14 protein-coding genes are annotated in these 12,205 nt (G+C 69.8%); 10 read left to right on the plus strand and 4 right to left on the minus strand.

Annotated features, from left to right (window positions below):
• The 3 genes from LAO51_10155 to LAO51_10165 all read right to left on the minus strand — a co-directional run.
• Positions 1-224: malate dehydrogenase (locus LAO51_10155; GenBank protein MBZ5639099.1), on the minus strand; the 224-nt coding region annotated here is incomplete at its 3' end.
• Between the two features lie 74 nt (positions 225-298).
• Positions 299-1,576 (minus strand): citrate (Si)-synthase, encoded by a 1,278-nt coding sequence (locus LAO51_10160; protein ID MBZ5639100.1) that lies wholly within the window; start codon positions 1,574-1,576, stop codon positions 299-301.
• Between the two features lie 93 nt (positions 1,577-1,669).
• Positions 1,670-2,866 (minus strand): isocitrate/isopropylmalate dehydrogenase family protein, encoded by a 1,197-nt coding sequence (locus tag LAO51_10165; protein ID MBZ5639101.1) that lies wholly within the window; start codon positions 2,864-2,866, stop codon positions 1,670-1,672.
• Positions 2,867-3,159: 293 nt separating this feature from the next.
• Here LAO51_10165 and LAO51_10170 point away from each other — a divergent pair, with 293 nt between their 5' ends.
• From LAO51_10170 to LAO51_10215, 10 genes are all read left to right on the plus strand, one after another.
• On the plus strand, positions 3,160-4,026 hold the full coding sequence (locus tag LAO51_10170) for a thiopeptide-type bacteriocin biosynthesis protein (GenBank protein ID MBZ5639102.1): 867 nt from the start codon (positions 3,160-3,162) through the stop codon (positions 4,024-4,026).
• 18 nt (positions 4,027-4,044) lie between these two features.
• Positions 4,045-4,905 carry a thiopeptide-type bacteriocin biosynthesis protein gene (locus tag LAO51_10175; GenBank protein ID MBZ5639103.1) on the plus strand — a complete coding sequence of 287 codons (861 nt, stop codon included), beginning with the start codon at positions 4,045-4,047 and terminating at the stop codon, positions 4,903-4,905.
• A gap of 99 nt (positions 4,906-5,004) precedes the next feature.
• Positions 5,005-5,151 carry a hypothetical protein gene (locus LAO51_10180; protein MBZ5639104.1) on the plus strand — a complete coding sequence of 49 codons (147 nt, stop codon included), beginning with the start codon at positions 5,005-5,007 and terminating at the stop codon, positions 5,149-5,151.
• A gap of 79 nt (positions 5,152-5,230) precedes the next feature.
• Positions 5,231-6,103 carry a thiopeptide-type bacteriocin biosynthesis protein gene (locus tag LAO51_10185; protein ID MBZ5639105.1) on the plus strand — a complete coding sequence of 291 codons (873 nt, stop codon included), beginning with the start codon at positions 5,231-5,233 and terminating at the stop codon, positions 6,101-6,103.
• Positions 6,104-6,110: 7 nt separating this feature from the next.
• Complete coding sequence (locus tag LAO51_10190) at positions 6,111-6,854, plus strand: class I SAM-dependent methyltransferase (protein ID MBZ5639106.1); 744 nt, start codon at positions 6,111-6,113, stop codon at positions 6,852-6,854.
• 100 nt (positions 6,855-6,954) lie between these two features.
• Positions 6,955-7,107 carry a hypothetical protein gene (locus LAO51_10195; GenBank protein ID MBZ5639107.1) on the plus strand — a complete coding sequence of 51 codons (153 nt, stop codon included), beginning with the start codon at positions 6,955-6,957 and terminating at the stop codon, positions 7,105-7,107.
• 106 nt (positions 7,108-7,213) lie between these two features.
• Positions 7,214-8,410 carry a winged helix DNA-binding domain-containing protein gene (locus LAO51_10200; protein ID MBZ5639108.1) on the plus strand — a complete coding sequence of 399 codons (1,197 nt, stop codon included), beginning with the start codon at positions 7,214-7,216 and terminating at the stop codon, positions 8,408-8,410.
• Positions 8,411-8,522: 112 nt separating this feature from the next.
• Complete coding sequence (locus LAO51_10205; protein ID MBZ5639109.1) at positions 8,523-8,858, plus strand: hypothetical protein; 336 nt, start codon at positions 8,523-8,525, stop codon at positions 8,856-8,858.
• Between the two features lie 97 nt (positions 8,859-8,955).
• Positions 8,956-9,432 (plus strand): hypothetical protein, encoded by a 477-nt coding sequence (locus LAO51_10210; GenBank protein ID MBZ5639110.1) that lies wholly within the window; start codon positions 8,956-8,958, stop codon positions 9,430-9,432.
• Positions 9,433-9,515: 83 nt separating this feature from the next.
• Positions 9,516-10,862: an energy transducer TonB gene (locus LAO51_10215; protein MBZ5639111.1), complete on the plus strand. Its 1,347-nt coding sequence runs from the start codon at positions 9,516-9,518 to the stop codon at positions 10,860-10,862.
• A gap of 17 nt (positions 10,863-10,879) precedes the next feature.
• Here the strand turns inward: LAO51_10215 and LAO51_10220 are convergent, their stop codons facing one another.
• Complete coding sequence (locus LAO51_10220; GenBank protein ID MBZ5639112.1) at positions 10,880-12,202, minus strand: tetratricopeptide repeat protein; 1,323 nt, start codon at positions 12,200-12,202, stop codon at positions 10,880-10,882.
• Positions 12,203-12,205 lie beyond the last annotated feature (3 nt).

Raw genomic sequence — 12,205 nt, forward strand, 5'->3', positions numbered from 1 at the left:
ATCTCCGACCCCGCCAGCACGTCGTAGTCCCTTCCTCCGGAGAGCTTGACCTCCGTGTGCAGGATCGGGGTCCCCTCCGCGATGTCGAGGCATTTTCCCTTGGCCAGGTCGGGCGGTGCGACGTCCACGAGGCCCACGGAGCGTGCCAGCCTCCTGCGAACGATCTCCTGGACCAGGACTCCGCCGATGTTGCCGCCCCCGACGACGCCGATCTTCGACACCATGTTGATCCTCCTCCCGCCGCGGCGGGAAGGGGGCGGGCCTGGGCCCGCCCCCTTCGCGAGCGCCGATGCGCTTCCTACGCCTTGACCGTCTTCTCGATCCAGTCGGTGGTCACGGACTTCGGCCGGACGATCGGCGATCCCATCGCACGATTGATGACGATCTGGGACAGGACCCCCATCGCTCGGGACACGGCGAACAGCACGGTGTAGTAGTCGAATTCCTTCATGCCGTAGTGGAAGAGGAGCGCGCCGCTGCCCGCGTCCACGTTGGGCCACGGATCCTTGATCTTCTGAACCTGCTTCAGCACGTCCGGGACGATCTCGAAGACCCGGTCCACGATCTGGAACACCGGATCGCTCGACAGGTACTTCTTCCCGAACGCGCGGAACGCGTCGAACCGCGGATCGGTGATCCGCAGCACGGCGTGGCCGTAACCCGGCACCACCCTCCCGGAATTCAGCGTTTCCTGCGCGAAGTTCTTGAGCTGCTCGTGGGTCGGCACGCCGCCGAACTTCTTCTGAACGTCGAGCACCCACTTCAGGCACTCCTGGTTGGCGAGACCGTGGAGGGGTCCCGCGAGCCCGTTCATCCCGGCGGAGAACGCGTAGTAGGCATCCGAGAGCGCGCTACCCACCGTATGCGTGGTGAACGCCGAGACGTTGCCCCCCTCGTGGTCCGAGTGGAGCACGAGGTACAGCTTCATCAGCTCGGCGAACTCCCCCTTCGGGTCGGGGAGGCCGAGCATCGCGGCGTAGTCGGCGCCCCAGTCGAGCTTTCCGTTGTGCGGGATGCGCGCGCCCTTCTTGTAGCGGAGCCGGTACACTCCCGCCGCGACCTCCGGCAGCCGGGACAGCAGCGTCAGGGTGTCCTCGAGCGCCGCCTCCCAGTAGACGTCCTTCTTCATCCCCTCGTCGTACCGCTTGCGGAAGATGCTCTCCCGCTCCATGACGAGGACCGCCGTGTCGAACATGCACATCGGGTGCGAGTCGGCCGGCATCGCCTCCAGCACCTTCCAGACGTACGTCGGGACCCCCGCGCGCGCGTTGAGGTCCGCCTGCAGGTCCTTGAGAGCCACCGCATCCGGCAGCTCCCCGGTGAGGAGCAGGTAGAGGACCTCCTCGGGGAGCCGTCCTGCGAGATCCTTGACCGGCGTTCCGCGGATGATGAGGCCCTTGTCCGGCGGGACGTCGGAGGTGTCGCAGACCATTCCCTTGACGCCCCGCATGCCGCCGTAGCACTGCTCGACGGTCACCTCCGAGATGACCTTCGAGCCGTGCTCCTTCGCCAGGCTCTTGATCCTGTCGCGCCAAACCGGAATCTTCTCCCTGAGCTTCTCCTCCAGACGCGTCATCGTGACCTCCATGGATACCTCCCTTGCCCGATCGGGCCGGAGCCGTGCCGCGTGGCGGGGACTCCCGCCTCCTCGGGCGGCCGCGAGCCTTCGTTACCGGTAATGCGTCCACCTCTCCTCGAGATCGGCGGACTGCAGCGTCTCCAGGATGTAATCGCAGAACTCCCGCCCGGTGACGCCCGTGGGCCGCCCGGTGATCTCGAGCCTCCGCTCGTACTGCCCGCAGATGTCGAGGGCCATCTCGAGGCGCCGTGCCTGCTGCGGAAATCCGATGTGGCCGACGAGGAACGCCGCCGCCCGCACCATGCTGGACGGATCCGCGTACTTGGCCCGGCCTTCCTGAACCATGCGCGGGGCCGAGCCGTGGATCGCCTCGAACATGGCGTAGCGCTTTCCGATGTTGGCGGAGCCCGCGGTGCCGACGCCCCCCTGGAACTCGGCGGCCTCGTCGGTGAGGATGTCGCCGTAGAGGTTCGGCAGCACCACGACCCGGAACTGGCTGCGGCGCTTCGGGTCCACGAGCTTGGCCGTCATGATGTCGATGTACCAGTCGTCGACCTCGATCCGAGGGTACTCCTTCGCCACACGGTAGCCGATCTCGAGGAACTTCCCGTCGGTGGTCTTCACGACGTTGGCCTTGCTCACCAGGGTCAGCCTCGGGATGCCGTTCCGGTGGGCGTGCTCGAACGCCAGGCGGATCAGCCGCTCGCTTCCCTGGGTCGTCGCCACCGTGAAGTCGAACGCGAGGTCCTCGGTGACGTTGATCCCCTTGGAGCCGAGAACGTAGGCCCCCTCGGTGTTCTCGCGGAAGAAGATCCAGTCGATCCCCTCCTTCGGCACCCGGACCGGGCGGACGTTGGCGAAGAGGTCCAGGCTGCGCCGCATGGCCACGTTCGCGCTCTCCACGTTGGGCCACGGGTCGCCCTTCCGCGGCGTGGTCGTCGGTCCCTTGAGCAAGACCGGGCACTTCTCGATCTCGGCGAGCACGGCGGCGGGGATCGCCTGGCCTTCGGCGGCCCTCCGCTCGATGGTCAGCCCCTCGATGTCCCGCAGCACCACCTTCCCCGACGCGACCTGCTCCCGGAGCACGAACGCCAGCACTCGGCGCGATTCCTCGGCGATGAAGGGACCGATCCCGTCGCCACCGAGGACGCCGATGACGATCGGCTTCATGGCCGCGTAGTCCACCCAGTCGAGCGCCGACTTCATTCGCTCGACCCGGTCGAGCTGCTCCGCGACGACCTTCCCGAAGTGCGCCTTGGCCTTCTCGATCGCTTCGCTGCGGTCCATGAGCAACCCACCTCCTCCGTGCTCGACGCGCCGAGCCCCGCGGACGGTCCCCCCCGGAATGGAGCCCCCGAACCGTCCTGTCCTCTTGGCCGCCCGCTCAACGCAGTCTGCAGGCACTTAGTAACCCGGTCCTTGCATCCGAGTCAAGGGGAAAGCTGCCGGGCCGGTCCTCATTGGCAAGGAATCGGGTGGGAATTATCCGCTGCTCGAGCCTTCCCCGGATCTCGGCCGGGGGGGACGATGCGAAGACGAGCGGGTTGGATTAGAGTGGGGCGCCCGAAGCGAGCGAGCCGATGACGACGCGCGACGGCCTCTCCACCCTGCTCCATGCCCCGAGAGAAGAGCACGAGGCCTTGGTCCGCGACTTCGTCACGCCGCTCGCCCTCGAGTTCGCCTCGGACCCGCGCCTTCGCGCGCTGTTCTTCGGGCGCCACAACGAGCCCGACTGGCACCTCCGCGTCTCGGTGGTCGGAGACCCCGAGTGGGTTCGCGGCCCCCTCCCCGTCCTCGTGGAGCGCCGGCTTGCCGCGCTCGAGGCCACCCGGCGCCTGTCCGGACACGAGTTCGCCGCGTACGAGCGAGAGGAGGCGCGCTTCGGCGGCGTGGAGGGCGCCCGCCTCGCGGAGCGGATCTTCCACCACGACACCCTCGCCTGCCTCGCGCGCATCGAGGTGGAGTCGCGGGGAGAGGCGGCGAGGTCGCGGCGGGAGTACTGTCTCCTGATGACCGAGAGGCTCCTCGACCTGCTGCGGTTCGACCGCGACCGCCGGATCGCGTTCTATCACCACGGGTACTCCTTCGAGATCGAGCTGGGACGGTGGGGGCCCGGCGAGCGGGACGCGCTGGAGCGGCACTATCGGTCGATCAAAGATGGGCTGCTCGAGCTCCTCCGCTCCGAGCCGGGTCGCGATCCGGCCTTCCTGTGGGGGGGTGTCGCGGCGGCCGCGGCCGCCGAAAGCTGCATCGAAGCCCTCCGCCCGCTGGTGGGCGATCTGCTCGGCGGGCTCGGCGCGGGGACGATCCGGAAGGGCGCCGCCGACCTCGCCTGGTCCCTCGCCCACATGCACGCGAACCGTCTGCAGATCGAGGCCGACGCCGAGGCGATCCTCCGCTACTTCATGCATCGCCTCCACGAGGAGGAGCGCATCGTCACGGCCTGACCGGGAAGGAGCCCTCCGTTGAAAGCCGAGCGCTGCCACTACACGCTGCTGCACGCTCGGCGAGAGCACCACGAGCGCGTGATCCACGACCTCGTCATCCCCGTGGTGCGTGAGGTGCGGCGGAGCCCCGAGTTGGACTCGCTGTTCTTCGTCCGCTACAACGAGCCGGACTGGCAGCTCCGCTTCCGGATCCTCGGCCGACCGACCTGGATCGACGGGACCGTCCACGAGCTGGTCGCAGGGCGGCTGCCGGCCCTTCGCGAGCGAGGCCTCGTCGATTCCTGGGAGTTCGGCATGTACCAGCGCGAGTACGAGCGGTACGGCGGCGAGGAAGGCATGCGGCTCTGCGAGGCGTTCTTCCTCCGCGACTCCCTGGCGGTCCTGGACCTGATCGAGGCGGAGGAGCGGGGACAGATGGGGAAGACCCGCCGCGAGTACAGCCTCGTCTTCGTCGAGCGGTTCCTCGACCTGATGCGCTTCGACCGCGAGCGCCGCGCGGAATTCTACCGCCGGGGTTACTCCTGGGCCCTCGACGACGGGACCTTCGCCGCCGAGGATCTCGTCCTGCTCGAGGACCGCTACCGGGACCTCAGGGAAGGACTGCTGGCGCTCTTCGGCGGCGCGCCGGCGGCGGATCCCGAGGGAGCGTACGGCGGGGTCGTCCCCGCGTGCATCGCGCGCGAATGTCTCGAGGCGTCGGGACCGGTCGTGGACGAGATCCTCTCGGCCCACGCCGCCGGCAGGCTGCGGCAGGACCTCGTTGACCTCGCCTGGTCGCTCGCCCACATGCACTGCAACCGCCTCGCCGTCGACGTGAGGGCCGAGGCGATCCTGAGGTTCTTCATGCACCGGCTGCACTCGGAGGAGACGATCGTCTGAGGGTGCGATCGGAATTGACAGGGGTGACCCCGCGGTGTACATGGATAGCTTCGCACGCACGCGCGGGGGCGCCCCCCGGCGCGGCGCGGAGGAGGAAGCATGAACCAGTCCAAGAAGAGGATCGGGCTCGACCTCGAGGTCGAGGAGCTGGAGAGGGGCCGGAAGCCCGGAGGGTGCTCCGGGTCGTCCTCCACCTCGCCGCTGTGCACCTGTCCCGTGTTCGCACCGGAGATCCCGGAGGAATAGTCGCGGTCGGCACGGGGCCGCGGCCCCGCCGCGGCCCCGCTCCGGCTTGGAGCGCGAACGGCGCTCGAGCCCCCTCCGCATGACTTCGTCCCCCCATCGCTACGCCCGCATCGAGACCGCCGCGGGGCGCCTCGACGAGGCGCTCCTCGAGCTCGTGGCTCCCCTCCTCGTCGAGATCCGGTCCGGCTCGCCGCCGCCCGGGCCGGTCTTCTTCGCGCGCTTCCGGCGGGAGGCTCTCGTGTTCGTCCAGGACGGGACGTACCCGACGGGGGACGCCGTCTGGGAACTCGTGGAGCGCCGGGCCCGGGAGTTTCGCCAAAACGGCATCGTGATCGGCTGCCGGTTCCCCGAATACGAGCCCGAGGTCGAGCGGTACGGAGGCGAGGAAGGCCTGGACCTCGCGGGGAGGATCTTCGAGGAAGACTCGCGCGCCGCCCTCGCCCTGCTTGGGGCGGAGCGCGAGGGAACCTTCGCCGCCACCCGACGGGAGATCAGCCTGCTCCTCACGGAGCGCCTCCTCGACCTCCTGCGGTTCGACCGCGAGGCCCGCGTGTCGTTCTACCGGTTCGCCTATGCCTGGGCCCTTAAGCAGGGAGAGTGGAAGGACGACGAGATCCGCCTGCTCGACGACCGATACCGGCAGCTCGAGCCCGGCCTCGAGGAGCTCCTCGGCGCCGCGCGCTCCGGAGACGCCGAGTCGGCCTACGGCGGCGCCGAGCCCGCCCGGATCGCCGCGGCCTGGGCGGATGCGGCGCGAGCGATCGTGGACCGGCTCCTCGAGGCTCACGGTGCGGGGCGGATCCCGAAGGATCTCGAGAGCCTCGCCTGGTCCTACTCCCACATGCACTGCAACCGTCTCGGGATCGCGGGAGAGGCGGAGGCGCTCCTCCGCTTCTTCATGCATCGGAGGTACGAGCACGCATCGGAGGACGGCCTCCCCCGCGTGCGATGAGGTGCCGATGAGCGACCGTCACGATGCTTACCGGGGGATCGCCCGCCACTACGATCTCCAGCGGATGGACTGGTACGCGTTCACCTACGGGAAGCGCCTGCAGACGCTCCTGACCGAGCGCGGTCTCGCGGGATCGAGAATCCTCGACGCAGGGTGCGGCACGGGCTCGCTCGCCATCGCGCTCTCGAAGGCGGGGTACACGGTCACCGGGGTCGACCTGTCGGAAGCGCTCCTCGAGGTGGCACGGGCCAAGGACGACCGGAAGGCGGTCCGCTGGGTCCAAGGCGACCTCGCGGAGCTCGACCTCGGCGAGACCTTCGACGCGATCACGAGCGTGGCCGACGTCCTCAACCACCTCGAGACCCTGGACGAGTGGGAGCGGGTTCTCGGCCGGCTCGCCCTGCACCTCGCGCCCGGCGGCTACCTCTTCTTCGATGCCATGACGTGCCACGGCCTCGAGCACCTCGACTCCTACACGATCCACGACCGCGAGAACGCCACGCTGATCCTGGGGATCATCTGGGAGCCCCCCACGCGGCGCTCGACCCTGAAGCTCACCTCGTTCGTCCCCGCCGACCGCCCCGGTTTGTTCGAGCGGGTCTCCGAGACCATCACCGAATGGGGCCAGCCCGTCGCCGCCATCTTCGAGCGACTGAAGCGGGCGGGCTTCGCCGAGATCGAGCGATTGTGGGGGACCTCGGACGAGCCCGAAGCGGACGAGCGCTTGACCGTGCTGGCACGGAGAGCGTGAGGCGGCGGCATTTGACGTCGACCGGCTTTCGCCGTAAGTGTGATCGGCCGCCGCGGCCGAGAATCGGCGACGAAGCGCCGCGGACGCCGGAGGAGAGCCCATGAACGAGACACGGAAGACGCTCGGCCTCCTGCTCGAGGTCGAGGAGCTCGAGAGGGGACGGAAGCCCGGAGGGTGCTTCACCTCGTCGAGCACCTCGCCGCTCTGTACCTGCGCCTGCAAGGAGACGCTCACCTGCGTCGCGGGGGACTGAGCCCGCCGGTCTCGAAGTCGGAACTCGGGGAGTCGAGCGAGGGGCGATCGGCGCCCTCAACGGGGCTGTGTGCCCTCTCCCCCGCCACCGCGATGGAGCCCGAGCGATGCACGACGAGAAGCTGCGAGCGTGGTGGTGGCGCCGGCAGGGCCTGGACGGCTCGCTCGCGGAGCGATCGGCAGGCGACGTGCTGGCGCGGACCGGGTGGGCGCGATCCGTGGGCGGCGTCGGGCCCTACCTGACCCTGTTCGCGCGCGCAGTTCTCGACCGGCAGGCCGTCGACGCGGCCGTGGCCGCCCTCGAGATTCACGAGCTTCCCAGCGCGCGCGGCTGCACGTACGTGGTTCCCGCGTCGGATTTCGCCCTCGCCCTCACGGTGGGCCGGGGCTTCGCGAACGAATCGGACATGCGGTCGGCCCGGAAGCTCGGCGTCACCGAAGAAGAGATCGACAAGCTGTCCGCGGCGGTGCTGAAGTCGCTCGGGGGCGGCCCCAAGACCCCCGAGGAGATCCGCGTCGCGACGGGAGATGCCGCCCGGAGCCTCGGGCCCGAGGGGAAGAAGAAGGGACTGACCACCACCCTGCCCCTGGCTCTCGGACGGCTCCAATCCCTGGGGGCGATAAGGCGCGTGCCGACCGACGGCCGTCTCGATCAGCAGAGGTACCGCTACGCCGTCTGGCGTCCCAATCCGCTCCGGGATTCCCGTCTCACCGCTGACGGAGCGCGCACGGAGCTGGCGCGGAAGTTCTTCGGCTGGATCGGTCCGGCCACGCTCGCCGAGTTCCAGTGGTTCTCGGGGCTCGGCGTGAGCGCGGCGAAGGCCGCGGCGGCATCCCTCGACCTCGTTCCGATCGACACCGGCGGTGATCGGCTGCTGCTCCCGGCGGACGTCGACGAGTTCCGATCGTTCAAGGTCCCGAAGCGGCCGCAGTACGCCCTGGTGAGCAGTCTGGACGGTCTCTTCCTGCTCCGCCGGGACTTCAGGGGACTGCTCGCGCCCGAGGACGCCGCGCGCAAGGTCTTCGGAGAGAAGGGACTCGAGCCGCTGGGAGGCCTTTCCGATCTTCCCAGCCACGCCATCGTGGATCGCGGCCGCCTCGCCGGCCTCTGGGAGTACGACCCCGACGAGGAATCGATCGCGTGGCTCGCGTTCGGCGACCGGGACCGGGGCCTCGAAGATGCCGTTCGGCGCACGGAGGACTACGTTCGCTCCCAGCTGGGCGACGCGCGGTCTTTCAGCCTCGACAGCCCCAAGAGCCGGGCGCCTCGGATCCGGTCGCTGCGCAAGCAAGCCGCACTGTGAGCCTCCACCCCCGACGGGGGCTCCCGTTCGTCGGGCGGGGTGCGCAGGTCTACAATGCCCCCGACCCGCCGAGACGGGGGGAAGCGCCCATCGGCCGGGAGAAGGAGGTTTCATGAAGACGTTCGGCAGAACGGCCTTGATGCTTGCTCTGGTCTTGTGCTTCGGTGCGCTCGCCCTGGCGGGCGACGAAGCGAAGACGGTGACCCTGAGCGGGAACGTGGCCTGCGCGAAGTGCACCCTGAAGCTCGAAGGCGCGAAGGAATGCAACGACGTGCTCGTGGTGACCGGCGACAAAGGCGGCCAGTACTGGCTCGTCAAGAACGCCGTGCTCGAGAAGTTCGGCCACAACTGCGAGGGCCAGAAGCCGGTGACGATCACCGGGACCGTGACCAAGAAGGACGGCAAGATGTGGCTCGCCCCGACCAAGATGGAGGCGAGCGCGACCTAGGCAAGGAGCGATCTCCGCACCCGTCGGCGCCGGGCCGCGCATCGCGCGGCCCGGTGCCGATTCGACCTCGGGACTCGCAATGAACAGGAGGTCCGGAATGAGCGCAAGAGTTCCTCTCGGGATCGTGCTCGTCGTGCTCGGCCTGTCGTTCGCGGCGGGCTCCCTCGCCCAGGAGCACCCGATGGAGCACCCGCAGTCGGCCGAGCACCCCAAGGCCGAGGTCCACGCCATCGCCAAGGAGGATCTCGGCACGGCAGTCGAGGCCTACATCAAGGGGGAGATGGCGAAGGGCGGCGGCACCTGGACGGTCGAGGACAAGGAGGGGAAGACCACCCTTCACCTGACCCTCGACAAGGTCCACAAGGACAAGCTGGCGATGACCGCCAAGGACACCTACTTCGCGTGCGCCGACCTCAAGAACTCCGACGGCCACATGTACGATCTCGACGTCTTCATGACCGGCCCGGACAAGGACCACCTGGAGGCGACCGAGGTGACGGTCCACAAGAAGGACGGGCTGGAGCGGTACACCTGGAAGAAGGAAGGCAAGATCTGGAAGAAGCAGCCCGTGTAGCGGGACGTTCCTCCTCGGATCGGAGCGTGGGGATGGCTTGCCCCTCTCCACGTCGCGTTGCATGAATGCGCTACGATGGGCGAATGCTCGGCCTGCGCGCGATCGTCGTCCTCGCGGGAGTCCTGCCGCTCGGCCTCGTCCCCGTGGCCGGTGCGACGCCCCCGTCCCCCACCGATCCGCCGGTGCCGCTCCTCGAGGAGTCGCCGTGGGCTCCCGCTGGCGCCGCCGCAGCCGGCGTCGATCCGACGGCCTCGGTGGTCATCCATCTCGATGACCGCGGGAAACCTTGTGCGGTCGAGGTCGTTCGGGTGGACCCCTCGTCGCCGTACGACGCGGCGTTCGTGCAGGCGGCCCGAGACTCGATCCTCCGCTGGCGATTCGCGCCGGCTCTCCGGGACGGACGGCGCGTCGAGAGCACGGTGGAGCGCCAGGTGCGGTTCCGCCCGCCGGCCCCCGGCGGGCTCGGACCGCCCTCGCGGTCCCGATCCGTCCCGGACGTTTCGGAGCTGGACGCCGGGGAGAAGTCGCTCTGGCGCTACGTCCTCTCGCTCTCGATGCCCCAGCGGACCGAGCTGCGGGACAAGCTCGCCGGCTTCGCCGACCGGCGCCTCTCCACCCTGCATCGCTCCCGCGCGACCACCGACCGCTTCGAGGTGGCCACCGACGTGCCGGGAGAGGACATCGCCTCCAGGATCGCGCACAACCTCGAGGCCAGCTTCGGCGCCACGAACGGTCTGCTCGCGTCGCAGGTCCCGCCGCAACCCACCCAAGGGCGGATCCTCGTGTACGTCTTCTCGACCCAGGCCGCGTACAGGGACCTCGCCCAGGAGAGCCACGCCCCCGGCGGGAGCGAGGGGTTCTACCACCCGGTGGGACTCCTGGCGTTCCACGCCGAGCTGGGGGCGAACGAGGTCCTGACCCACGTGCTGCTACACGAGGGGGTGCACGCCTTCCTCGAGGCGCACGTCCTGCGTCCCGGGGTCACGCTCCCGCTCTGGCTCGACGAGGGGCTGGCCGAGTACGTCGCCAACTCGGACATCAAGAACGGTCGCGTGGTTCCGGGAAGCCACTCCAAGCGGACGACGTACCGTAACGCCTACGTCACCTGGCGCGGGCAGAGCCTCGCGACCCTCGACGCCGGCGAGCTCAAGAAGGCGATCCGCACGGGAAAGGCTCCCTCGCTTCCGGCGCTCGTTGCGGCAGGGAGCAAGGAGTTCTACGGCGAAGGCGCCGCGCTGTACTATTCCGAGGCTTGGCTCTTCGTCCACTTCCTGCGCCATGGCAGGCCCGAGTGGGCCGGCGACGCGTTTCCCCGCTTCGTCCTCTACCTCGCGGAGGGCTTCGAGGCGGGCGAGTCGTTCGTCACCGTGTATGGGCGGCCGGTGGCCGACTTCGCGGCGGAGTTCCAGGCGTACGTCAAGAGCTTCTGACGGTCAGGCGCCCCCGCTCACCTCGACGCCCGGGCCCGTCGAGCCTCCGCGTCCGCGTCGGTGGTTCGCCCCATCGCCCGGTAGCACTCCGAGAGAAAGCCGTGCGCGTCGCGCAGGCCGGCGTCGAGCGCCACCGCGCGCAGGAGCGCCGGCACGGCCTCGGGGCAGCGCGCGAGCCGGGCGAGGGAAGCGCCGAGGTAGAAGAACGACGCCGCTCGATCGCCCTTGAGGGAAGCGGCTTCGGAGAACGCTCGCCGCGCCTGCTCCCACCGACCCAGCTTCCAAGCGGACACGCCGAGGTTGAACCAGGCCGCCTCGAAATCCGGCGCCGCCTTGACCGCAGCCTGGAGCTGCTCGAACGCCGCCGCGGCGTCGCCCGCCATGAGCCGCTCGGTCCCGCGGTTGAACAGGCTCCCCGCCTCGTCCGCTCCGGCGAGCCGCGCCGGCCTGGGCCCGCGCGCCGCACGTCGCTCCTCGGCGCTCGCGAAGAGCGTCTCCAGCGTGAACCTGACCCCGCGGTTATCGGGGTCCGCCTCCACCGCCGCGTGGAACGCGTCCTCCGACTCCCGCTCCTTCCCCTCGTCCCAGAGCCGCCACGCCAGGGGGACCATCACCTCGCGGACGGCCGTGGCGCGCCTCGCGGCGTCGCCGAGCAGCGGCGCGATCTCCTTCGTCGCCTCCTCGAGCCGGCCGAGCTCGACGAGCGCCCGTCCCGCCGCGACGCGGGGCTCCGCCGCGGCGGGATCGCGCGACGCCATCCCGCGGGCGATCTCGACGGCTTCCTGCCACCGGCCCAGGGCCGTCGCGAGATCGAGCTTCCACCCCTCGACGTCGACCGCCGGAGCCGCGGCCGAGAGCCGGACGAGGGCCGCGAGCGCGGCGGCGGGGTCGCCGGTTCTTTCGGCGAGCCTCGCCGACGCCTCGAGGAGCACCGCGTCCCCCGGCGCCTTGGCGAGCCGCGCGTCCACGGCGGCGCGCATCTCCACCAGCTCATCGCGGGACGACGCCGGGTTCTCGACGAGCTGTCCGATCACCAGGGACGGGACGGACGCATCGACGTTCCTGATGCGCTCCTCGAGAGTCTTGAGGAACCGCTCCCGCTCCTCGGGCGTTGCGCCCGGCCTCTCGACCCGCTCGATCAGGGCCATCACGGGGAGCGCTTCGGCCGGGTACTCGCGCTCCGCCTTGCGGAGAATCTCGAGCTCCTGCGCATCCGCGCCCATCATCCGCGCGATTCGCGCCTCCCGGAGCAGGTGGATGCACCCCTCGGCGGGGAGCCTCGCATCCGCGGCGGTGGCCGCGGCGAGCGCCAGGACGATCGCCAGCGCCCTCGGCCTCAAGGC

It is taken from the genome of Terriglobia bacterium (assembly GCA_020073205.1).
GTDB lineage: Bacteria > Acidobacteriota > Polarisedimenticolia > Polarisedimenticolales > JAIQFR01 > JAIQFR01.

Excerpts from the sequence above, each read along its gene's own strand:
- LAO51_10210 (MBZ5639110.1), top strand. The coding sequence starts at position 8,956 with ATGAGCGCAAGAGTTCCTCTCGGGATCGTGCTCGTCGTGCTCGGCCTG.
- LAO51_10185 (MBZ5639105.1), top strand. The coding sequence starts at position 5,231 with ATGACTTCGTCCCCCCATCGCTACGCCCGCATCGAGACCGCCGCGGGG.
- LAO51_10205 (MBZ5639109.1), top strand. The coding sequence starts at position 8,523 with ATGAAGACGTTCGGCAGAACGGCCTTGATGCTTGCTCTGGTCTTGTGC.
- LAO51_10160 (MBZ5639100.1), bottom strand. The coding sequence starts at position 1,576 with ATGACGCGTCTGGAGGAGAAGCTCAGGGAGAAGATTCCGGTTTGGCGC.
- LAO51_10170 (MBZ5639102.1), top strand. The coding sequence starts at position 3,160 with ATGACGACGCGCGACGGCCTCTCCACCCTGCTCCATGCCCCGAGAGAA.
- LAO51_10180 (MBZ5639104.1), top strand. The coding sequence starts at position 5,005 with ATGAACCAGTCCAAGAAGAGGATCGGGCTCGACCTCGAGGTCGAGGAG.
- LAO51_10190 (MBZ5639106.1), top strand. The coding sequence starts at position 6,111 with ATGAGCGACCGTCACGATGCTTACCGGGGGATCGCCCGCCACTACGAT.
- LAO51_10165 (MBZ5639101.1), bottom strand. The coding sequence starts at position 2,866 with ATGGACCGCAGCGAAGCGATCGAGAAGGCCAAGGCGCACTTCGGGAAG.
- LAO51_10195 (MBZ5639107.1), top strand. The coding sequence starts at position 6,955 with ATGAACGAGACACGGAAGACGCTCGGCCTCCTGCTCGAGGTCGAGGAG.
- LAO51_10215 (MBZ5639111.1), top strand. The coding sequence starts at position 9,516 with ATGCTCGGCCTGCGCGCGATCGTCGTCCTCGCGGGAGTCCTGCCGCTC.
- LAO51_10200 (MBZ5639108.1), top strand. The coding sequence starts at position 7,214 with ATGCACGACGAGAAGCTGCGAGCGTGGTGGTGGCGCCGGCAGGGCCTG.